This window comes from Alteromonas sp. DYW1 (genome assembly GCF_059752595.1).
Genome location: NZ_CM186038.1, coordinates 2,622,849 through 2,645,109, shown reverse-complemented (window position 1 = coordinate 2,645,109; position 22,261 = coordinate 2,622,849). Strand labels below are relative to the sequence as shown.

Annotated in this window: 23 protein-coding genes; all 23 read left to right on the top strand. The window is 46.8% G+C overall.

Annotation, left to right across the window (positions count from 1 at the left end; genetic code table 11):
* Positions 1 to 37: 37 nt before the first annotated feature.
* The 23 genes from AC121Z_RS11865 to AC121Z_RS11755 all read left to right on the top strand — a co-directional run bounded on the left by AC121Z_RS11865 (position 38) and on the right by AC121Z_RS11755 (position 22,253).
* Positions 38 to 2,020: a flagellar hook-length control protein FliK gene (locus AC121Z_RS11865; protein WP_498124226.1), complete on the top strand. Its 1,983-nt coding sequence runs from the start codon at positions 38 to 40 to the stop codon at positions 2,018 to 2,020.
* Positions 2,021 to 2,098: 78 nt separating this feature from the next.
* Positions 2,099 to 2,614, top strand: coding sequence for a flagellar basal body-associated protein FliL (gene fliL, locus AC121Z_RS11860; protein WP_498124225.1), 516 nt, complete (start codon positions 2,099 to 2,101; stop codon positions 2,612 to 2,614).
* Positions 2,615 to 2,626: 12 nt separating this feature from the next.
* On the top strand, positions 2,627 to 3,685 hold the full coding sequence (gene fliM, locus AC121Z_RS11855) for a flagellar motor switch protein FliM (protein WP_498124224.1): 1,059 nt from the start codon (positions 2,627 to 2,629) through the stop codon (positions 3,683 to 3,685).
* 15 nt (positions 3,686 to 3,700) lie between these two features.
* Positions 3,701 to 4,117, top strand: coding sequence for a flagellar motor switch protein FliN (gene fliN, locus AC121Z_RS11850; protein ID WP_100655798.1), 417 nt, complete (start codon positions 3,701 to 3,703; stop codon positions 4,115 to 4,117).
* Positions 4,077 to 4,571, top strand: coding sequence for a flagellar biosynthetic protein FliO (fliO, locus tag AC121Z_RS11845; RefSeq protein WP_498124223.1), 495 nt, complete (start codon positions 4,077 to 4,079; stop codon positions 4,569 to 4,571). Before fliN ends, fliO begins: the two co-directional genes overlap by 41 nt.
* Complete coding sequence (gene fliP / locus AC121Z_RS11840; protein WP_498124222.1) at positions 4,568 to 5,323, top strand: flagellar type III secretion system pore protein FliP; 756 nt, start codon at positions 4,568 to 4,570, stop codon at positions 5,321 to 5,323. The genes fliO and fliP overlap by 4 nt, the downstream gene beginning before the upstream one ends.
* A 9-nt stretch (positions 5,324 to 5,332) precedes the next feature.
* Positions 5,333 to 5,602, top strand: a complete 270-nt coding sequence (fliQ, locus tag AC121Z_RS11835) for a flagellar biosynthesis protein FliQ (protein WP_100655795.1) — start codon at positions 5,333 to 5,335, stop codon at positions 5,600 to 5,602.
* 1 nt (position 5,603) lies between these two features.
* Positions 5,604 to 6,386, top strand: coding sequence for a flagellar biosynthetic protein FliR (gene fliR, locus AC121Z_RS11830; RefSeq protein ID WP_498124221.1), 783 nt, complete (start codon positions 5,604 to 5,606; stop codon positions 6,384 to 6,386).
* Positions 6,387 to 6,392: 6 nt separating this feature from the next.
* Entirely contained in the window at positions 6,393 to 7,517 is a 1,125-nt protein-coding gene (gene flhB, locus AC121Z_RS11825) for a flagellar biosynthesis protein FlhB (RefSeq protein WP_498124220.1), read from the top strand.
* A gap of 281 nt (positions 7,518 to 7,798) precedes the next feature.
* Positions 7,799 to 9,898: a flagellar biosynthesis protein FlhA gene (gene flhA, locus AC121Z_RS11820; protein ID WP_498124219.1), complete on the top strand. Its 2,100-nt coding sequence runs from the start codon at positions 7,799 to 7,801 to the stop codon at positions 9,896 to 9,898.
* A gap of 27 nt (positions 9,899 to 9,925) precedes the next feature.
* On the top strand, positions 9,926 to 11,311 hold the full coding sequence (flhF, locus tag AC121Z_RS11815; protein ID WP_498124218.1) for a flagellar biosynthesis GTPase FlhF: 1,386 nt from the start codon (positions 9,926 to 9,928) through the stop codon (positions 11,309 to 11,311).
* The gene (locus tag AC121Z_RS11810) at positions 11,308 to 12,174 is read left to right on the top strand and encodes a MinD/ParA family protein (RefSeq protein ID WP_498124217.1); all 867 of its coding nucleotides are present in this window, start codon (positions 11,308 to 11,310) and stop codon (positions 12,172 to 12,174) included. Before flhF ends, AC121Z_RS11810 begins: the two co-directional genes overlap by 4 nt.
* On the top strand, positions 12,171 to 12,902 hold the full coding sequence (locus tag AC121Z_RS11805) for an RNA polymerase sigma factor FliA (RefSeq protein WP_498124216.1): 732 nt from the start codon (positions 12,171 to 12,173) through the stop codon (positions 12,900 to 12,902). The genes AC121Z_RS11810 and AC121Z_RS11805 overlap by 4 nt, the downstream gene beginning before the upstream one ends.
* Before the next feature lie 36 nt (positions 12,903 to 12,938).
* Entirely contained in the window at positions 12,939 to 13,322 is a 384-nt protein-coding gene (gene cheY, locus AC121Z_RS11800; protein WP_100642107.1) for a chemotaxis response regulator CheY, read from the top strand.
* Between the two features lie 33 nt (positions 13,323 to 13,355).
* On the top strand, positions 13,356 to 14,102 hold the full coding sequence (locus AC121Z_RS11795; RefSeq protein ID WP_498124214.1) for a protein phosphatase CheZ: 747 nt from the start codon (positions 13,356 to 13,358) through the stop codon (positions 14,100 to 14,102).
* Between the two features lie 12 nt (positions 14,103 to 14,114).
* Complete coding sequence (locus AC121Z_RS11790) at positions 14,115 to 16,385, top strand: chemotaxis protein CheA (protein ID WP_498124213.1); 2,271 nt, start codon at positions 14,115 to 14,117, stop codon at positions 16,383 to 16,385.
* 60 nt (positions 16,386 to 16,445) lie between these two features.
* A complete protein-coding gene (locus AC121Z_RS11785) occupies positions 16,446 to 17,561 on the top strand; it encodes a protein-glutamate methylesterase/protein-glutamine glutaminase (RefSeq protein WP_498124212.1) in 1,116 nt (371 codons plus the stop codon).
* A 2-nt stretch (positions 17,562 to 17,563) separates the two neighbouring features.
* Entirely contained in the window at positions 17,564 to 18,328 is a 765-nt protein-coding gene (locus tag AC121Z_RS11780; protein WP_498124211.1) for a ParA family protein, read from the top strand.
* A gap of 6 nt (positions 18,329 to 18,334) precedes the next feature.
* A complete protein-coding gene (locus tag AC121Z_RS11775) occupies positions 18,335 to 19,102 on the top strand; it encodes a chemotaxis protein CheW (protein WP_498124210.1) in 768 nt (255 codons plus the stop codon).
* Between the two features lie 27 nt (positions 19,103 to 19,129).
* Positions 19,130 to 19,624, top strand: a complete 495-nt coding sequence (locus AC121Z_RS11770) for a chemotaxis protein CheW (RefSeq protein ID WP_498124209.1) — start codon at positions 19,130 to 19,132, stop codon at positions 19,622 to 19,624.
* Positions 19,625 to 19,708: 84 nt separating this feature from the next.
* Positions 19,709 to 20,149: a DUF2802 domain-containing protein gene (locus AC121Z_RS11765; RefSeq protein ID WP_498124208.1), complete on the top strand. Its 441-nt coding sequence runs from the start codon at positions 19,709 to 19,711 to the stop codon at positions 20,147 to 20,149.
* Between the two features lie 96 nt (positions 20,150 to 20,245).
* Positions 20,246 to 21,172, top strand: coding sequence for a homoserine O-succinyltransferase MetA (gene metA / locus AC121Z_RS11760; RefSeq protein ID WP_498124207.1), 927 nt, complete (start codon positions 20,246 to 20,248; stop codon positions 21,170 to 21,172).
* A 31-nt stretch (positions 21,173 to 21,203) separates the two neighbouring features.
* Positions 21,204 to 22,253 carry a homocysteine S-methyltransferase family protein gene (locus tag AC121Z_RS11755; protein ID WP_498124206.1) on the top strand — a complete coding sequence of 350 codons (1,050 nt, stop codon included), beginning with the start codon at positions 21,204 to 21,206 and terminating at the stop codon, positions 22,251 to 22,253.
* Positions 22,254 to 22,261: the final 8 nt, after the last annotated feature.

Here is a 22,261-nt window from a genome sequence, read left to right as displayed (position 1 = left end):
TTGAAAAATATGATTTTTGCAAGTTGAGGAAATCAGAATGATGCAACAAATTGCCCCTCTGCAAACAGATATTGCCGCTAAATCTGACGTCAGTTTTGATGTTGATAAGCAGTGGTTAGGCAGCGCGTTCGAGAACAATCGCGAACAGCAGAAATTTGGCAACATGCTAAGTCAAGAGCGGGCATCGCAAGAGCGCGTTAAGCCAGTTGCTTCGCAATCAGAGCAGGCAGCTCAGCCGGAGCGGGCATCTCAGCCAGAGCCAGAGCGCGCGGAGCCGCGAGCGTCTAATTCGAGCTCTAATGCTTCTTCCGCTAATGACAAAACTGCTCACTCAGCAGCGGATGACAAACGAACTGACGATACCAAACGTGAGGAATTTGCTAATCAGGCGGAACAAAAGAAAACCAGTGAAGCATCACCGCCCGTTGCAGATCATGACAAAACGGGTAAAGACACGACTACAGAGGTTGTTGTTGAAAATCACTCTGACGATGCAGCAACCGCTGCTGTAAAGACTGGACAAGGAGCAGAAGATTCAATTAACTGGGTTGATTGGGTCGAGCAAGTCAAAGCCCTCAATAAAAATAATGCTGATGGTGACATTCAGTGGGATGGAGAAATTGCCGAAATGCAGGCCAAGTTTGACAGTGATCTGCGTTTTGAAATTACTACCACGGAAGCCGGAGAGATGATGCTTACCGTGATATTTCCTGAAGACGTAACGGAAAATAGCGAGCTAAACATTGCCCTTGATAGCATTACTAATGATTTAATGAACTTGTTGCAGGCCGAAAGCGACAAGCAAAAAAACATCCAAAATGATTTATTCGTATTGCCACAAGAAGCATTGAATAATGTAGTGGTAGGCGGTTCTGAGCTGGATAATCAAGCGTCACCAAATTCTGAGCAAACGTTGCAACAGCAGTTGCTTGCAATATTGCTAGGTGCCGGAGCTAGTGACAAGGCTTCTGAACAGGATATGGCTGCCAGTGCTGAGCAAGCTGATGTTAAAGCCGAGCCTGAAGCGGAGCTTATTGACGGCATAACATCAGAGCTACTTCCAGAGGTTGAGGTCGAGGGTGGAAGCATCGCTGCGACGGAAGATAATACCGTCACCTTGCCGACATCGGCTGCTTCTGTGACCGTCGTTACAAACCCTACTGAACTTTTGCGCGATTTAGCCGAACTGCCAGATGAGCAACAATTGAAAGCAATTGAAGCACTGACTGATACGCTACTGCGCCAATCTCCAACTCCGGTAACTCCACAGCAACAGCAATCGTTTGTAGCCGCGCTTCAGGGCTTGTTGGATGAATACAAACAGCAACTTAATCAAGGTCGCGAGCCAGGTCTTAGTGTGAAAGCATTACTCACAGAAGCCCTTGCTGAGGCGGGGTTAAATAATCAAGAACAATTGCAGGTTGCAGCGAATAGAGTCGCCGAACAGGTCATCCAAACACTGACTGTTGTCGATGCGGCGAAACGTGCACGCGGAGTGGCTGAGGATATGTTAGCGCAAGTGCAGCGCACAGATGCCCCGAAAATGGATGCTGTTGCGCAATTAGAGGCGCAGCGTTCTTCTTCGACTCAAGCCATATTAGACAAGCCGGTTAATATCAATAAAGCTGAAGGGCAGACCCAATTTGCAGAAAAAATCCGCTGGATAGTTAATGCGCGCTCTTCTTTTGCTGAGATCCGCCTCGACCCACCTGAGCTAGGCTCGGTTAAAGTTCGCGTCAATATGAACGGTGAAGCGGCACAAGTGAATTTTGTCGTGCAATCACCACAAGCCAGAGATGCGTTAGATCAAGCTATCCCGCGTTTGAAAGACATGCTCAATCAGCAAGGGATAGAGCTAGGGCAGTCATTTGTGCAACAAGACAACCAACAGCAACAGGGTGAGCAGCAAGGTGAGTTTAGCCGGGGGCAAGGTGATGATGCAATGGAAGAGATTGCTTCTGAAGTTATTGAACAACGCGTGGTTAATGGCAGTGCCGGTGGTATAGATTTTTATGCGTGATACACAATGGCTGACAAACATTGTGATTTTTTCACAAGCTACCCATAATACGCTTACACAAAGCGTGCGAGAGTAGTTATGGCTGAAGAAGAGTTAAAAATCGAAGACGGCGGTAAAAAAGGCAAATTGATCCTCATTATTGTGGTTGCATTGGTTGTGGTTGGTGGTGCAGCTGCCGCTTACTTTATTATGGGAAGTGATGATGCGGACATGGCTGAAGTCGAAGCTGTGCAAACGGGTGGTGGCGGTGGCGCACAGGCGTCAGCGAACACTGGGACTGCGCTATATGTTGCCATGCCAAGGCCATTTGTACTGAATGTCCCTGGCAGTGGACGTGACCGATTAGTCGAGATCAAAGTGCAATTGATGGTGCGTGGCTCTGAGAGTGAAGAAATAGCTAAGTCACATATTCCACTTATCGAAGGTACTTTGCTGCAAGTGTTTAGTAGCAGTAATGCGGATGATTTAGTGACAGAAGCCGGGAAAATAGCCTTGCGTGAGCAGTCAGTTAAAGACGTGCAAGCTAAAATGCAAGAGGTGGCGGGGCAAAATATTGTCGAAGAAGTCCTGTTTACCGGTTTTGTGATGCAATAACAGAGGTGATTTGTGAGCGATTTATTATCTCAAGATGAAATAGATGCATTGCTCCATGGTGTCGATGATGTCGAGGAAGAAGATGTCGGTGAGGGTGAGGTAGACTCATCCGCGCTTGAATATGATTTCTCCTCGCAAGATCGTATCGTGCGTGGACGTATGCCAACGCTTGAGATTGTAAACGAGCGTTTTGCCCGGCACATGCGGGTGAGTCTGTTTAATATGATGCGTCGCTCCGCCGAGGTTTCAATCAACGGCATCCAAATGATCAAGTTTGGTGAGTACATTCACACCTTGTTTGTGCCGACCAGTTTGAACATGGTGCGCTTCCGTCCGTTAAAAGGTACCGGACTTATCACCATGGAAGCCCGTTTGGTCTTTATTTTGGTTGATAACTTTTTTGGTGGAGATGGGCGTTACCATGCCAAAATTGAAGGGCGTGAATTCACCCCCACCGAAAGGCGGATCATCCAAATGCTGTTGAAGCTTATCTTTGAGGATTACAAAGAAGCTTGGGCGCCCGTCATGGATGTTTCATTTGAGTACCTGGATTCTGAAGTTAACCCGGCAATGGCTAACATCGTGAGTCCAACGGAAGTCGTTGTGATCAGCTCCTTTCACATTGAACTTGATGGTGGCGGCGGTGATTTTCATGTCAGTTTGCCCTATTCCATGCTCGAACCGATCCGTGAGTTGCTCGATGCAGGTGTGCAAAGTGATAAAGAGGATACTGATTTCCGTTGGTCGAAAGCGCTGCGCGACGAAATCATGGATGTGAAGGTTGAACTCAGCACACATATGCTGGATGTGGAAATTCCGTTACACAAGATCATGGAACTCAAAGCCGGCGACATTATCCCCATAGAAATGCCGGAACACATCACGGTGTTAATTGAAGAATTACCGACTTTCAGGGCTAAACTCGGTCGCTCACGCGACAATATCGCGCTGAAAATTACCGAAAAAATTGAACGTCCTACGTCAGTTAAGTCAGAACTGCAATTGTTGACTCGCGGCGGACGGGTGATTGATAACGACGCTGAGTTATCAGTATTAGAAGAAGATTTGTAACTAGAGGATAACGTCATGAGTGAAGAAGACGGTATGGACGATTGGGCTGCGGCTATGGCTGAACAGGCTGAATCTGAAGAAGCAGAAGAGGCTGAAGGCGCTGAAGGTGATGACGTCCAAGTCGCTGAATTAGATGAATTGTCTGATGACGAACCGATTACTCCGGCTGAGAAAAAGAAATTAGATACCATTTTGGATATTCCGGTAACCATCTCGATGGAAGTTGGTCGCTCCTCAATTAGTATCCGAAATCTCTTGCAATTAAACCAAGGTTCAGTGGTTGAACTGGATCGAGTTGCAGGCGAACCGTTAGACGTATTAGTGAATGGCACGTTGATTGCTCATGGAGAAGTAGTAGTGGTCAACGATAAATTCGGTATTCGGTTAACGGATGTTATTAGTCAAATCGAGAGAATCAAAAAGCTCAGGTAGCTTAAATAAAAAAAGCGTAGTCAAATCAATTGGCTACGCATTCATTTCCTGTCTCCTTTGGGCGTTCAGCTCACACGTTTTAAGTGCAGATAACAATTCTGGCTTCTCCGGCAGTGGTTCGGCAGCGTCAATTTTTCTATCACTTTTAGTGGTGATTGGGGTTATCTTCGCATTGGCCTACGTGATGCGTCGGTTTAATGTCGCTCATACGGGCAATGGTGATCTAAAGGTTGTTGCCAGTATGGTGGCAGGGACCAAAGAACGCGTGATGGTCGTTGAAGTCGGCGATGAGCAATACCTACTCGGCGTGACAGCGCACAACATTAGTCACTTAGCCACGCTGCCAAACAAAATTACACCGAAAAAATCAGAAGTTGCTGACCAGTTTAAACAAAAGCTAGTGCAAGCCATGGCAGGTAAAATTAATCCGGCGCGCGTTGGAGACAAATCATGAAGATTGTCAGACTATTGACGCTTGTACTGGTTTTATTAGCGCTAGCAGCACCAGCCTGGGCCCAGCAGGGGATATCTGCGGTGACTGTAACAACCAACGCAGACGGTGCGCAAGAATATTCAATGACATTACAAGCGCTGTTTATTATGACTGCGCTCAGTCTCATTCCTGCGTTTGTGATGTTAATGACATCCTTTACCCGCATCATCGTCGTGTTATCAATTCTGCGTCAGGCGATTGGTTTACAGCAGTCACCGTCTAATCAGATCTTGATTGGGGTTAGCATCTTTCTCAGTATGTTCATTATGGCGCCGGTGTTTGATGAAATTAATGCAACAGCGCTGCAGCCTTACCTATCTGAAGAAATGACCTCTAAACAAGCGTTTGAGGCGGCAAAATTGCCCATGCGTGAATTCATGTTGTCGCAAACACGAGTCAAAGATTTAGAAACCTTTGTGCGCATTGGTGGCTATGAAGACCAATTTGATGATCCTGCGGATGTACCGATGACGGTTTTAATACCCGCGTTTGTCACCAGCGAATTAAAAACTGCGTTTCAAATTGGCTTTATGTTGTTTATACCATTTTTGATCCTCGACCTTGTGGTGGCGTCTATTCTCATGGCAATGGGTATGATGATGTTGTCACCCATGATTGTATCGTTGCCCTTTAAGCTTATGTTATTTGTCTTGGTGGATGGCTGGAATCTGATTTTTGGCACCCTGGCTACCAGCTTTGGTATGGGAACTTAGGAGAGCAATATGAGCCCAGAAGCCTTCGTCGAGATCCTCCGTGAATCCATGTTTATTGTGATCTTGCTAGTCTCGGCGATTATTGTACCGAGCTTACTGGTTGGTTTGGTGGTTGCTGTATTCCAAGCGGCGACCTCAATCAACGAACAAACCATGAGCTTCTTACCCCGCTTGATAGTGACACTGTTAGCCTTGAGCTACGGTGGTAACTGGCTAGTTCAGAAGTTGATGGATTTTACCTTCACGTTGGTCGATCAGATCCCACAGGTTGTTGGCTAAAATGATCATCCCTGAAGCGACAATCATGCAATTTTTGGCAGATTACTTACTCGCGTTTTGTCGCATTTCGGGAATGTTCGCTAGTATGGTTGGGCTTAGTGCTAAAAGTATTCCTACACCAATTAAGTCGCTGTTAGCCATTATGTTAACGTTTATGTTAATGCCCATAATCCCTGCATCACCGGTAACCGATTTGGTCAGTGTTGGCTCATTTGTTGAGGCGGGCAAACAACTGATGATTGGGATCGGATTGGGATTTATTTCTACCCTAGTCCTGAATACGTTTGTTTTGGCCGGTCAAATCGTCGCGATGCAAACCGGTTTAGGGTTTGCATCCATTGTTGACCCTGTCAATGGGATCAACGTGCCTGCAGTGGGGCAATTTTATTTGATCCTTGCGACGCTGTTATTTTGGACTCTGGATGGTCATCTCGCCATGATCCAAATGGTCGCGATGAGCTTTCAAGCATTTCCTGTGGGTGAGGGTTGGTGGCAGGCTGAACAGTTCCAAGCAATTGCGCATTGGGCGGGCTGGATGTTTACTTCTGCAGTGATCATGACACTGGCACCGATTGTTTCTTTGTTAATAGTTAATCTCGCCTTTGGTGTAATGACCAAAGCTGCACCGCAACTGAATATATTCAGCATAGGCTTTTCGATTGCCCAGATCATGGGCCTTGTGATCATCTGGATCACCATGGCTAACTTTACCAATCACTTTGAACAGCAGTGGGAACGCGCTCAGCTGATGATGTGTCAGTTAGTGCGGATCTGCGGAGTGTAGGCTGGCATGGCTGATTCATACGAAAAAACCGAGGAACCCACACAGAAAAAGATCCAAGATGCGCGCAAGAAGGGGCAGATCGCTCGGTCGCGCGAGCTGTCGACGGCGTTGGTTTTAATCGCCAGTGCAGTAGCATTTATGCTGATGGGGTCATATATAGCCAGCGCGTTGTTTCAGATCATGCAACGCTCGTTTACTTTATCGCGGGATGAAACCTATGATTTGAATCATATGTTTCAAATCTGGGGGCAAGCATTCTCAGAGGTGAGTACGCCGGTTTTGTTTTACATGATCATTGCAATGGTGGCCGGCATCTATGGGTCAATAGCCTTAGGGGGCTACAATTTCACCTGGGAATCTGCGACACCAAAAGCTGAGAAAATTAATCCCATTAATGGTTTTAAACGCATGTTTGGTGTGGAGGGTTTGGTCGAGCTATTAAAGGCTTTGGGCAAGTTTATCGTAGTTGCGGGCGCAGCGTATTTATCCTTGCTCTTGTTTCGTGATGAAGCGCTGCACTTGGATCAGGAGCTCTATCCCCTGAGTATTTTTCATGCTTTAGATATGATCGAGTGGGCGTTCTTGATCATGTGCTGCGCGTTGATCCCAATCGTGGCGATTGATGTGCCCTATCAAAGCCATAAGCATCATGAACAAATGAAAATGACGAAGCAAGAAGTCAAAGATGAACGTAAAAATGCCGAGGGTGATCCACAAGTTAAAGGGCGTATTCGTAAACTACAATTTCAAGCTGCAGCAAGGCGCATGATGCAAGAAGTACCGAAAGCCGATGTTGTGGTTACTAACCCAACTCACTATTCGGTTGCTTTAAAGTACGATGAAGATGGTAATCGAGCGCCAGTCGTGGTGGCTAAAGGGGTTGATGAACTAGCGATGCATATTCGGAAAATCGCCACCGCCAGTGACGTACCATTAATTCCATCGCCGATGTTAGCGCGGGCTATTTATTACAGTACCGAAACAGATCACGAGATCCCTAACAAGCTGTTTATGGCGGTAGCCCAGGTGTTGGCTTATGTTTATCAACTCAAAGCCTTTAAAGCCGGTAAGGGCGCGCGACCAAAACCATTAAAACGTGACCTACCTATTCCGCCGGAATATCGTCGCTAGTTAATCTTCACTTAATCTAATTGTGTAGTTGGTTTAATGAAAAAAACGCTAAAAGCCCGTTGATGGTGATTGTCGTCAGTTGGCGATTGTGGTCATTGCTTGCTGCGTAAACCCTACCTGTTTGCTCTTGTTCGGGACAATTGCTGGCGGACAATTTTGCAAAAATTAGTCACTAAAATAAAAAATTACGCCATAAAGCAGAGACTGGCACAGTTGTTGAAATACATCTTGAAACCGTAATTTTTGCGTCAAAATTCCGTTATAGGGGAGTGGCTGTCAGGATGGAATTAACCGCTAAATGGCGAAATTTCGATAAGAACCAACTCAAGCGCTTTACGTCAGGGCTTGGCGCGCCCATGGTTTTATTGGCCATTATGGGCATGGTTATCTTGCCCATGCCACCCTTCTTGCTTGACGTGCTGTTCAGCTTCAACATAGCGCTATCGTTGGTGATCATTCTGGTTGCCGTATTCACGCAAAAGCCGGTTGATTTCGGTATTTTCCCCTTAGTTTTGCTTATCGCAACAGTCTTACGATTGGCACTTAATGTTGCTTCAACACGGGTTGTTTTGCTGTACGGGCATGAAGGTGGCGATGCTGCAGGTAAAGTGATCCAAGCCTTTGGTGAAGTCGTTATCGGCGGTAACTTTGCCGTGGGTGTGGTCGTATTCGCGATCTTATTGATTATAAACTTTAAAGTTGTGACCGCGGGGGCCGGACGTATCTCTGAGGTAAGTGCTCGTTTTACCTTGGATGCGATGCCAGGCAAGCAAATGGCTATCGACGCTGATTTGAATGCGGGCTACATCGATCAAGATGAAGCCCGTAAACGACGTGAAGAGATCACTCAAGAAGCTGATTTTTACGGTTCAATGGATGGTGCTTCAAAGTTCGTTAAAGGTGATGCTATTGCAGGCCTATTTATCATGCTTATCAATATCGTAGGCGGCTTGTTTATCGGCTTAGTGCAGTATGACCTGCCGTTCAGTCGAGCACTTGAGGTATATACCATTCTGACCATTGGTGATGGTTTGGTCGCTCAGATCCCATCGTTATTGTTGTCAGTGGCAACTGCGATAATCGTTACGCGTGAGAATGAAACCCAGGAAATGGGTCAGGAGCTGGATAAACAGCTCACCAACCCTCGAGCTTTGTCTATTGCGTCGGGTATTCTATTCGTTATGGGTATTGTCCCTGGTATGCCACACCTCGCATTCTTAAGTTTTAGTGCGCTTGCAGGGGGATTGGCCTACCTCAAAACACGCCAAGCCCAACAACCCGAGAAAGTTGAAAAAACCGGCGAAGTGTTACCGGCTGACAGTCAAACCCCGGCAGAAATTAAAGAACTCGGTTGGGATGACGTACAGCAGGTCGATACCATCGGACTAGAAGTGGGTTATCGTTTGATCCCCTTGGTGGATAAAGCGCAAGGTGGCGAGCTGTTGACGCGCATTAAGGGAGTTAGGAAAAAGCTTTCGCAAGAACTTGGCTTCCTGATCCCGCCAGTGCACATTCGAGACAATCTTGATCTCAACCCGACAACTTACACAATTGCCATGTTAGGCGTAAACGTCGGGGAAGCAGATATTAATCATGACAGCGAGCTAGCGATTAATCCAGGTCAGGTCTTTGGTAAGCTTGATGGTAAACCGACGAAAGATCCTGCCTTTGGTTTAGATGCTGTTTGGATCAAACCAGCCCAGCGTGAACATGCCCAAACATTAGGCTATACCGTGGTTGATACCGCCACAGTTGTGGCAACCCACTTGAGTCAATTGTTGACAACTAATGCCTATCAACTACTCGGGCACGAGGAAGCTCAACAACTCTTGGACATGTTAGCCAAGAGTAATCCAAAACTGGTAGAAGGGCTGATCCCTGATATTTTATCGCTCAGCACGGTGGTTAAAGTCTTGCGCACGTTGCTGTACGAAGGTGTACCTATTCGTGATATGCGCACGATTGTACAAACGTTGTGTGAATATGGTCCGAAAAGTCAAGATCCTGACGTATTAGTCTCAGCCGTGCGGATCGCTTTGAAGCGTTTAATTATCCAAGAAATCAATCACGGCGGGGCCGAGCTGCCCGTCATTACTTTGGCGCCAGAGTTGGAACAAATACTGCACAAGTCATTACAGGCAGGTGGCGAGGATGGCGCTGGTATTGAGCCTGGACTAGCTGACCGGATCCAGCAATCGCTCAGCGAGGCGACTCAGCAGCAGGAGCTGGCAGGAGAACCATCAGTATTGCTGACGTCAGGCATGTTAAGACCGGTATTATCGCGTTTCTTAAAACATGCGGTGACGGGTTTGCATGTCCTGTCCTATCAGGAAATTCCTGATGATAAGCAAATTCGAATTGTAAGTGCCGTTGGGCAATAAGCAGATAAGTGAAGTGGAGCATAAGCGATGAAAATTAGACGATTTGTCGGTAAGGATATGCGCGAGGCATTGCGTCAAGTGAAAGAAGAGCTTGGTGCTGATGCCGTAATCATGTCGACCCGCAAAACCGGCTCAGGCATTGAACTCGTTGCCGCTTACGACCCACATACACAAACACCGCCAACGTCAGCCAAAACGATTAAAGCGGAACCTCGCCAACGCACGCCAACTCTGAGTGAAATTATTGGCGATGATGGTCCGGATAGTTTGAAGCAGTTGCTTGAAAAGCAACAAGCGGCAAATGCGAAGCAGTCAGCAACGGCGAGTACCGAGCGAGAAACTACCAAACCTAATCGAGTGTCTGCGAAAGCTGAGCCTTATGCGCAGACTTATGCTGAAAAAGCGCCCAATGTGCAGGCGACACCGTCGGTAGAGAGCAATCAATCCGGTGCCGCGAACGCAACCGCTCAGCATCATGCAGACGTACCGCAGCAACTGGCGGATATGCATCAAGAATTGGCGTCGCTGCGTAACATTCTTTCATTTCAAGTCGCGGCATTGACAGAGCAACGCAAACAGTTGAAAAACCCATTGCATGGTTATTTATATGAACAACTTCAATTAATGGGAATTGAAGAATCACTCAGTGATCAATTAATCAATTATTTGCCAGCAGAAGCCAATGAGCGTGATGCTTGGTTAATGCTACTCAAATTATTAGCTAATCGAGTACACGTAGGCGGCCAGCATTTACTTACGCAGTCTGGTGTTGTCGCAATGGTTGGGCCTACTGGTGTGGGGAAAACGACAACAATCGCAAAACTGGCCGCGCGCTATGCTCAAAAACATGGCGCCGAACAGGTCGCTTTAGTGACTATTGACAGCTATCGTATTGGTGCGTTCGAGCAATTATCAACCTACGGTAAGATCATTGGTTGTACTGTTAAGAAAGCCCACAACGGTGAAGAATTGGCAAATGTTATTCATCAACTACGAAATAAGCGAATGGTACTAATCGACACTGCAGGCTTCTCGCAACGAGACGCGCGCTTAATTGGTCAGTTGCAAGAGTTATCGCGTGGGATTAACATGCCAATTAACTATTATTTGGTTGCGCAAGCAAATGCCCAATATGCCAGCCTGCAAGGCGTTGTGAATGCGTATAAAAACGTACCACTGCAAGGGTGCATATTCACAAAGTTAGATGAATGCTATTCATTGGGTGAAATGCTAAGTGTTGCTATAAACTATAACTTACCGCTAAGCTTTGTTACGGATGGTCAGAAAGTACCGGAAGATATTGCGTCTGCAAGTGGAAAAAATCTGATTTCTCTTGCAGCAAGGCTTTATAAAAAGTACAAGTTGCACCATACTAGCAACCATATAGCGGCAAATACAGCAAAAGCAGTATGATTGAAGATCAGGCTAGCGGCTTAAGAAGAATGAAACAATCACGTTTAATTAAGGTTATTGCGGTCACCGGTGGGAAAGGGGGTGTTGGTAAAACTAACATTACACTGAATACTGCTGTGGCAATGGCGAAGCAAGGGCAGCGGGTGCTGGTCTTGGATGCTGACTTGGGGCTGGCTAACGTTGACGTGATGTTAGGCTTGCGGGTCGACAAAAATTTGTCGCACGTTTTATCTGGCGAATGTACGCTCGACGAGGTGCTTGTGACTGGACCTCACGGAATTAAAATTGCACCAGCCACATCCGGCTCACAAAGCATGACGGAATTAACACCGACCCAACATGCTGGTCTGATCCGAGCCTTTAGTGAATTGAAAACCCCTATCGATGTCTTAATTGTCGATACTGCTGCAGGCATTTCAGATATGGTTCTGAGTTTTAGTCGCGCGGCACAAGATATTCTAGTCGTGGTATGTGATGAACCAACCTCACTCACCGATGCCTACGCACTAATAAAAATCCTCAACCGTGAACACGGCGTGTTCAAGTTTAAAGTCGTAGCCAATATGGTTCGTAGTGATCGTGAAGGGCGCGAATTATTTAATAAACTTTCGAAAGTCACTGGGCGATTCCTGGATGTTGCACTAGAGTTAGTGGCAACGGTTCCGTTTGATGAAAATATTCGTAAAGCGGTGCGTAAACAAACACCGATTGTTGATGCGTTTCCTGCTTCTCCAGCAGCCCTTGCAATCAGTGATTTGGCGCGTTCCGCAAGCCATTGGCCTATTCCCGAACAACCGGGCGGGCATTTGGAGTTTTTCCTAGAGCAGTTGTTAACTCGCAAGGCGGTAGGTGATAACGGGTGAGTAGTAAGGTGGCAGCATATCAACAGAGTGTCGATTTAAACGCTATTGTGGAGCGCCACGCGCCGCTAGTTAAGCGTATTGCTCACCACCTCATGGCGCGCTTGCCAGCCAGTGTGATTGTCGATGATTTGATCCAGTCAGGCATGATTGGCTTGTTGGAAGCTGCGAAAAATTTCGATGGATCCAAAGGCGCTAGTTTTGAAACTTTTGCAGGGATCCGAATTCGTGGTGCGATGTTAGACGAAATTCGCAAGGGCGACTGGACACCGCGCTCAGTGCATAAAAACAGTCGCACTATTATGGAAGCGATAGCGCAAGTCGAAAGAGAAACTGGTGGCGACGCGCGTGATGTGGATATTGCCGCTAAACTGAATGTATCTCTGGCGCAGTATCACCAGATGCTAAATGAAGTGAACGCAGGTAAGCTAGTCGCAATCGAAGATTTAGGCGTGTCTGAAGATGTCATCGGCGATGAACAGAGCAAAGGCTCCGACGCCCCCTTTGAAGATTTGATGCAAGGGGCATTTCAAAAAGCCTTGGCGCATGCAATTACGACACTGCCAGAGCGAGAGGCAATTGTCCTTTCGCTATACTATGATGAAGAATTGAATTTACGCGAAATTGGCGAGGTTTTAGAAGTCAGTGAATCGCGAGTGAGTCAAATACATAGTCAAGCAATGCTAAAGCTGAAAGCGCGGATGCAAGCTTGGCGAATGACTGAAGCTTAACAATAACAATGATAATGTTCCTCAGTGGAGGCTGTTTTGGATAAAAATATGAAAATTCTTGTTGTTGATGATTTTTCAACAATGAGACGCATCATAAAGAACCTGCTTAAAGATCTCGGCTTTACGAATATTCAAGAAGCAGACGATGGAAGCACGGCGTTACCCATGTTACAACAAGGTGACTTTGATTTTGTTGTTACCGATTGGAATATGCCGGGTATGCAGGGTATTGATTTGTTGCGCGCTATCCGTTCAGATGATGGTCTTAAGCACTTGCCGGTGTTGATGGTAACTGCTGAAGCCAAAAAGGAACAAATCGTAGCTGCGGCACAAGCCGGAGTAAATGGCTATGTGGTTAAGCCATTTACCGCTGCTACCTTAAAAGAAAAGCTCGAAAAGATTTTCGAACGCTTAGGTTAATCCAGACGGTCTTTCAACAAAAGGAGACACTGGATGCCTGATAAATCCACAGTTCCAATTTCTTTAGAAGAAGCGAAACAGCTCGTCACCTATCTTGAGGAGGGCGATCACGAGTCGGCTAATGCGATTCTTGAAGTTGCTTCTATGAAAGAGTCTATCGAGTTGTTTGCTGAAGTCGGTAAATTAACACGTCAACTCCATGACTCCCTCAATAGCTTCCAAATTGATGATCGTATCAAAGGCTTAGCGAGCGAGGAGATCCCAGACGCCCAGTCACGTCTGTTGTACGTCATTGAAGAAACCGAAAAAGCGGCTAATACTACAATGGATGCGGTTGAAACGAGCATGCCATTAGCAGAAAAACTCAATGAGCGGATCAGCGCGGTGTTGCCAGAGTGGAAAAAGCTCATGACACGTCAAATTGAGTTGGGTGAGTTTAAGACTTTGTGTGCGGACTTGGACAAGTTGTTGGAAGATGCTTCAACAGATTCAGCAAAGCTGACTTCACTGATGACTGAAGTGCTTATGGCTCAAGGTTATCAAGACTTAACTGGGCAAGTGATTCGGCGAGTAATCGAGTTGGTAAAAGAGGTCGAGGACAGTTTGGTTAACATGTTAACCATGTTTGGTGACCCGGAAATGAAGCAAAGTCCTCAAAAATCTGAGAAAAAGACCGATAACGTGGAAGCGGAAGGTCCAATTATCGATGCTGACCAACGTGATGACGTGGTAAGTGGCCAAGATGATGTCGATGACCTGTTATCGAGCTTGGGATTTTAGGAGAGCGTATTAATGGCGTTTGATGTAGACGAGGAAATATTGCAAGACTTTCTAGTGGAAGCTGGAGAGATACTTGAACAATTACAGGAGCAGCTCGTTGATTTAGAGAATAATCCTGAAGATAAAGATCTACTGAACGCGATTTTTCGCGGTTATCATACGGTCAAAGGTGGTGCCGGGTTCTTATCACTCACTGAACTCGTTGATATTTGTCACGGCGCGGAAAACGTTTTTGACGTAATGCGTAACGGGCAGCGTACGCTAACGCCTGATTTAATGGATGTCATTTTGCGCGCCACAGATGTGGTTGTGGAAATGTTTGACAAGGTTAAAGCGCGTGAACCACTTGAGCCAGCAGAACCCGAACTTATCGATCTATTACATAAACTCAGCCATCCTGAATCTCCTGATGAAAACATTTTCGATGGCGATGCCAGCGCAGCAGAACCAGCATCCGATAGTGCTGAGGAAATAGAGTTCGCTGTGGAAGATTCGCCAGCGGAAAGCAATGAGCCGGTTGCGTCCAGTGCAGATGAAGGCGGTAGCATCGACGAAATCACTGAGGATGAATTTGAAGCGCTGTTAGATGAACTGCATGGTGGTGGAGCACCTAGTGCGCCAAAACCCAAAGCAGAAGCAACACCTGCGGCAGAATCGTCATCGAGTACTTCTGGTGATGATGATATCAGTGATGACGAGTTTGAAGCGTTACTCGACCAGTTGCATGGTAAAGGTAAGTTTGAAGCGGGTAGCAAAACAGCTGAGGCACCTGCAGAGAAAGCCAATACAAGTCCAACAGCAGACGCTAGTAGTGATGAAATCACTGATGATGAGTTTGAATCTTTGTTGGATCAGCTGCATGGACAAGGCCAAGGTCCGGGAGCGAAGGCAGAGCCAGCTAAGCCGCAAGAACCAGTAAAAGAAGATAAACCTACAGCAGCGACTCAGGCACCGCCAGCGAAGTCATCCTCTGCTGGCGACGAAGCCAAAAAAGCTGCACCAGCGGCTAAGCCTGCTGCCGCAGCTAAAGAAGCGCCGGCAGCGAAGGCTCCGGCAAAACCGGCTGCGAAGAAAGATGATAAAAAAGCGGCCGCAGCGGCGCCACCTGCTGAGACCACTGTACGTGTTGATACCAAGAGACTCGACCAAATCATGAATATGGTTGGAGAGTTAGTACTTGTGCGTAACCGCCTGTTAAGCTTGGGGATTAACGTTAACGACGAGAGCATGAGCAAAGCGATTGCTAACCTCGACGTGGTAACCGGGGATTTGCAAGGTGCGGTAATGAAAACCCGCATGCAGCCAATCAAAAAGGTCTTTGGTCGCTTCCCTCGCGTTGTCAGGGACTTAGCACGGAGTCTGAAAAAAGAAATTACCCTCGAGCTGGAAGGTGAAGAAACGGATTTAGACAAAAATCTGGTTGAAGCGTTGGCCGATCCGTTAGTGCATTTGGTGCGTAACTCGGTTGACCACGGTATCGAAATGCCGGATGACCGCCAAGCCGCCGGTAAGCCTCGTATGGGTACAGTTAAACTCTCTGCATCCCAAGAGGGCGATCATATTTTGCTGACCATTGATGACGATGGTAAGGGAATGGATCCCGATAAATTGAAAGAGATTGCGATTAATCGTGGCGTGCTCGATGCAGATGCTGCCGCTCGAATGTCTGATGTCGAAGCTTTTAATCTGATTTTTGCGCCAGGGTTCTCGACCAAAACTGAAATCAGTGACATTTCAGGCCGTGGTGTTGGTATGGATGTGGTTAAAACCAAGATCAACCAACTCAATGGTAGTGTAAATATTGATTCTCAGCTTGGTCGCGGCACACGCTTAGAAATTAAGGTACCGTTAACTCTCGCGATATTGCCAACATTGATGATTATTGTTGGCGAGCAAACTTTTGCGTTACCACTTGGTGCGGTTAACGAGATCATCAATATGGATATCTCTAAGACGAATACCGTTGATGGTCAGCTAACCATGATCGTGCGTTCCAAAGCGATACCCTTGTTCTATCTCGGTGAATGGTTACGTCGTGGTAATCGACAAGTAGAAAAGGATAAAGGCCATGTGGTCGTTGTCCAAATCGGTACACAGCAAATGGGCTTTGTGGTTGATGCTTTGATTGGTCAAGAAGAAGTCGTCATAAAACCGCTTGATGCGCTATTACAGGGCACACCTGGAATGGCTGGCGCTACCATAACCTCAGATGGTGGTATCGCATTGATCCTTGATATTCCTGGGCTGCTTAAGCGGTATGCGCGCAAGGCTTTGAATAAATAGACGGTGAAATCGCTGTTTGGCTTACTGGCCAAGCAATGAATGACAGGAAACTAAATAGTAATGACACTCAAGGTGTTGGTGGTCGATGATTCGTCGTTTTATCGACGCCGGGTGCGGGAAATCCTTAATCAGGATCCAGCACTCGAAGTTGTTGCTGAAGCGAACAATGGTCAAGATGCTTTAAACAAACTAGCGACCTTTGCACCGGACGTAATTACTATGGATGTTGAAATGCCGGTAATGGATGGCATTACGGCAGTGCGTAAAATTATGCAGACCTCACCGGTGCCGATTTTGATGTTTTCCTCTATTACGCAAGATGGCGCTGAGGCGACTATCCAAGCGTTAGAGGCCGGTGCGCTTGATTTCCTTCCGAAGAATTTTGAAGATATCGCTCGCGACCGTCGTGAGGCGACCATGGTGTTGCGTTCCAAAGTGCGCGCTATCGCCAGTCGGCCAATGCGAGCGCGCGGTATATCTGCGCCGCCACTCAGTTCGCCGGGCCGTACGCCGGCGACACAAAAATTCTTTAAGTCATCCTCAGTATTAAGTGGCCCTGCAACTTCATCTCCACCGGTCTACCGCAGTAAAAACAAGCGCTATAAACTCTTGGCGATAGGCTCTTCAACGGGTGGACCCGTTGCCTTGCAGAAAGTGCTGCAGCCGCTACCAGCGACATTCCCTGTGCCAATCCTATTGGTTCAACATATGCCAGGAACGTTCACAACGGCGTTTGCGCAGCGCTTAAATAGCTTGTGCAACATTAGCGTATCTGAAGCTCAAAATGGCGATGTACTTAAGCCTGGGCATGCGTATCTAGCGCCAGGTGGTAAGCAAATGTTAGTCGAAGGTACAAGTGGTGCTGCTCGGGTCAAAATCGTCGATTCGGTTCCAGGAGAAAATTTAACCTATAAACCCAGCGTTGACTTAACCTTCAAGGCGTGCGGTCAAGTGTTCGGGGGCGACATTTTGGGTTTAATTCTCACCGGTATGGGCGCAGATGGAAAGTTGGGTAGTCAAGAGATCAAAGCATTAGGCGCGACGATTTGGGCGCAGGACGAAGCCAGTTGCGTGGTTTATGGCATGCCGCAAGCGGTTACCGTAGCGAATATTTCAGAGCGTAGCTTACCGATTGAGCGGATGGCCACAGATGTTATGACAGAAGTCAAAGGCTAACCATGAAAATCTGGACCATAGCCAACCAGAAAGGCGGTGTCGGTAAAACGACAACCACTGTAACGTTAGGCGGTATTTTGGCTGAACGCAAACAGCGAGTATTGTTGATCGATACTGATCCACATGCATCGTTAAGTTATTATTTTGGTATTGATTCTGAAGAGTTAACCAAAAGTACTTATGACATCTTTGTTCATGATGGACCATTAGACAAAGAGCTAGTACTTGATTGCTTGTGTCCCACTAAGTTAGACACCTTGTTTGTTTTGCCTGCGACGATGAATCTGGCAACACTGGATCGTAAATTGGGCGCGAAAACTGGCATGGGGTTAGTACTGACGCGTGCACTGCAGGCGGTTGAATCTGAGTTTGATTATGTCTTGATTGATTGTCCACCCGTGCTTGGAGTATTGATGGTTAATGCGTTGGCAGCGTGCGATCGAATATTGGTTCCCGTACAGACTGAATTTTTGGCCCTCAAAGGTTTAGACCGAATGATGCATACACTCGAAATTATGAGCCAGTCACTGCGTAAGACCTTTGATGCGTTAATCGTGCCGACCATGTTTGACAAGCGGGTAAACGCCGCTTTAGAGGCGCATAATACTCTGAAGCAAGAGTATGGCGAAAATACTTGGAAAAGTACGATACCGGTAGACACTCGCTTTCGCGAAGCAAGTCAGGCCCAAACACCGCTGTCCTTGTATGCACCGCGTTCGCGGGGGGCATACGCATATACCAAATTATTATTAGAGTTAGAGTCGTAATAGACCATGAGTAAAGGAAAGAGCTTCGCTAAAGAAGAGATCATGCAAGAATATTTAGACGGCTTGCTCGTCGATTTGGCTGATCCTGTCGAAGCCACGCAACGCGTAGCAAAATTGTTAGAGCAAGCCACAGTCACACCGGTAATAACCGATCCTGCGCCACAAGAGGAACCGCAAGTCAGCATGGTTAACGCACCTGAACAGGTTGCGACTGAAGCCCCTGAGGCTGAGGAAATCATTGTTGCGACTAAAGAAGCGCAAAATGCAGCCGAAATAGCTAATATAAACAATGAGAAAGCGTCTCATCAAGCGCTGAAAGAGCGTTTAGATAAACGTTTCCAAGCGTTATTTTTTGATGTCGCAGGATTAACCATGGCGGTTCCGTTAATCGATCTTGGAGGCATTCATCAGATTGATAAGATCGGACCGTTGTTTGGTAAGCCAGATTGGTTTATGGGCGTTATGCTGCATCGCGATGAAAAAATAAATGTAGTTGATGCGGCAAAATGGGTAATGCCGGAAAAATACGCACAAATTGAAGAAGACAAGCTACACTACAAATACATCATTATGCTTGCAGATAGTGAATGGGGATTGTCGAGTAACGCCTTAATCAATACTATCGAATTGGAAAAGCAAGATGTGAAGTGGCGAGAATCCGACGGTAAGCGCCCTTGGTTAGCGGGTATGGTGAAAGAGCGGATGTGTGCTTTAATTGATGTATCACAGTTAACTGATTTATTGAACGCTGGCTTGAATAGTCATCAGAAATAATCACCGTCAGTGTCAGGAGCATGAAGGATGAGTGAAAAAAGTACGAATAGTAATACGGTCGTAGATAACAACGATGAGGTTTTGCAATGGGTCACCTATCGCTTAGGTGAAGAAACCTACGGCATTAACGTAATGCAAGTGCAAGAAGTCCTTCGCCATACAGAAATTGCACCGGTGCCAGGTGCTCCTGATTATGTGCTCGGGATCATTAACTTGCGCGGTAATGTTGTGACGGTCATCGACACGCGCGCACGCTTCGGCTTGCCACCAACGGATATTACAGACAACACGCGCATTGTCATTATTGAATCTGACGAACAAGTGGTCGGTATCTTGGTTGATAGTGTGGCAGAAGTTGTTTATTTGCGTTCTTCTGAGATCGATAGTGCACCGAATGTGGGTACTGAAGAAAGTGCTAAGTTTATTCAGGGCGTTAGTAATCGCGATGGCGAATTACTGATTTTGGTTGACTTGAATAAACTGCTGTCTGATGAAGAATGGGACGAAATTTCCAGTCTGTAAAACGAGCGCCAAATACCTGCGGCAAACGCCTGTTTGTCGCACTTCGTTTATCGATAGCTATAACCTAGGCTCACCTTATTCTGCATGCTAGATCTAATCGCTGCACTTACTATTCTTAATTTGATTGCACTTGTTTTTTTGGTGTTTTGGTTTACGCGTTCCCTACGCCAGCAGCGTGACCGTGTTAGCGCTCGACAAGAGCAGTTAGAACAGCAACTGATGTTGCAAATGAACCACATTCAGCAACAAGCCAAGCAAAGTCAACGCAAGCAGCAGCAATTGATCGACGAGCTGTATGATAAGGCGGCAGTCAATGCCAATACCGCACAAAAGCTGCAACAAGAAATTGTATTGCTCAACAATCAAGTGAACGATTTAGAGTTAAAAGATCCAGAAGTAAAACTGTATCAACAAGCCCGCCGGTTGATTGCTTCTGGCGCTGATATTGACGATATCATCGACGCATGCGGAATCCCTCGAGCCGAGATTGAACTGTTGATGGCGGTTGATAACGATCACAGATAAAACATCTGAACGTTTAGACGTCTAGACGTAAATAAGTTGACAATCTAGCTAGATCCGGCAAACTGTTGCGTCAGCGTAACAGTGAGAATGAGATCAATGCCAATCAGAATACCCAGTGAATTGCCTGCACAAGATGTTCTTTCGCAAGAGAATATTTTCTGTATGGACGCCGAGCGCGCAGCGCAGCAGGACATTCGGCCGCTTGAGGTAGGTATTCTGAATCTAATGCCAAATAAAATTGAAACGGAAGTTCAACTGCTGAGGTTACTATCTAATACGCCTTTGCAAATTAATGTGGATTTGATCCGGATTGATGAGCAAGTATCCAAGCATACGCCTGAGCAACACATGAATGCGTTTTATCATGCCTTCAGTGAAATCGCACACAAACGCTATGATGGCCTGATCATTACCGGCGCACCGCTGGCACATTTAGACTATCAAGACGTAAAGTATTGGCCGCACATTACACAAATTATGGCGTGGGCTAAGCGTCACGTGCAGTCGACCTTATATTTGTGCTGGGCCGCACATGCTGCAATGTATCATTTCTATGGGCAACACCGAGCTTTACGTGATGAAAAACTGTGTGGCGTATATGAACACCAAGTGCTAGTGCCGACGAATGAGCTGGTGCGTGGTTTTGATCCGGTGTTTTATGCTCCGCACAGCCGTTATGGCATTATCGACGAGGCCACTTATGACGCTGTGCCTGGTTTACAAGTTATCGCACGGTCAGCCCAGACCGGTGCCTATTTAGTAGCATCTGAAGACAAACGTATGGTGTTTGTCACTGGGCATCCAGAATATGACGCGGATACGCTTTTACAAGAATATCAGCGGGATATTGCCGCTGGCCTTGCACCCAAAATGCCAGTCAATTATTTTCCTAATGATGACGCACGGCAACCGCCAATGGTACGCTGGCGGAGTCACGGAAATTTACTGTTTACCAACTGGCTAAATTACTTTGTTTATCAGACAACGCCTTATAACTTAGATGAATTAAATGCGAGTGTATAATTCGCGTAGTGCCGCAGACTGAGATGTATTAATGAGTAAAACTAAAGAATTACATGACCTTGCGCGACAAAGGATCCTGATTTTGGATGGGGCAATGGGTACCATGATCCAGCGTCACAAACTGACTGAGGCCGACTACCGCGGCGAGCAATTTAAGGATTGGCCTACCGATCTCAAAGGCAATAACGATCTTTTGGTGTTAACCCAGCCGAATATTATTAAGGGTATCCACGCAGAGTATTTTGCTGCAGGTGCAGATATCATCGAGACCAATACATTTAACGCGACAACCATTTCAATGGCCGATTATGATATGCAATCTCTGTCGCGTGAGATCAATGTGGCCGCTGCGAGAATCGCGCGGGAAGTAGCCGATGAGTTTACCCGGCAAACTCCGGAAAAGCCGCGCTTTGTTGCGGGTGTGTTAGGGCCAACCAATCGCACGGCGTCAATTTCTCCAGATGTGAATGACCCGGCTAAACGCAATATTACCTTCGATGAGCTTGTCGCCGCTTACACTGAATCGACTGAAGCTTTGATTGAGGGCGGCGTGGATTTAATTCTTATCGAAACTGTGTTTGACACCCTGAATGCTAAAGCCGCCGCCTTTGCGGTACAACAAGTGTTTGAAGAGCAGGGCTTGGCGTTACCGGTAATGATTTCAGGGACTATTACAGATGCATCGGGTAGGACTTTGTCAGGGCAAACAGCCGAAGCCTTCTATTACTCATTGCGCCATATTACGCCTTTTTCCTTTGGGCTAAATTGTGCACTCGGGCCAGACTTGTTGCGTCAGTATGTGGCTGAAATTGCGCGAGTCAGTGAGTGCTATGTGTCTGCTCACCCTAACGCAGGGCTACCCAACGAGTTTGGTGAGTATGATATGCAGGGAGATGAAATGGCTCAGCATATCCAAGAATGGGCGAGTAGTGGTTTGGTTAATATTGTTGGCGGCTGTTGTGGCAGCACACCAGAACACATCCGTGCAATTGCTGCGGCAGTCGCGCATGAGTCGCCGCGTCAAATTCCTCAAACTGAGGTGAAAATGCGTTTATCTGGCCTCGAGCCGTTCGTCCACTAGGAGTTGTA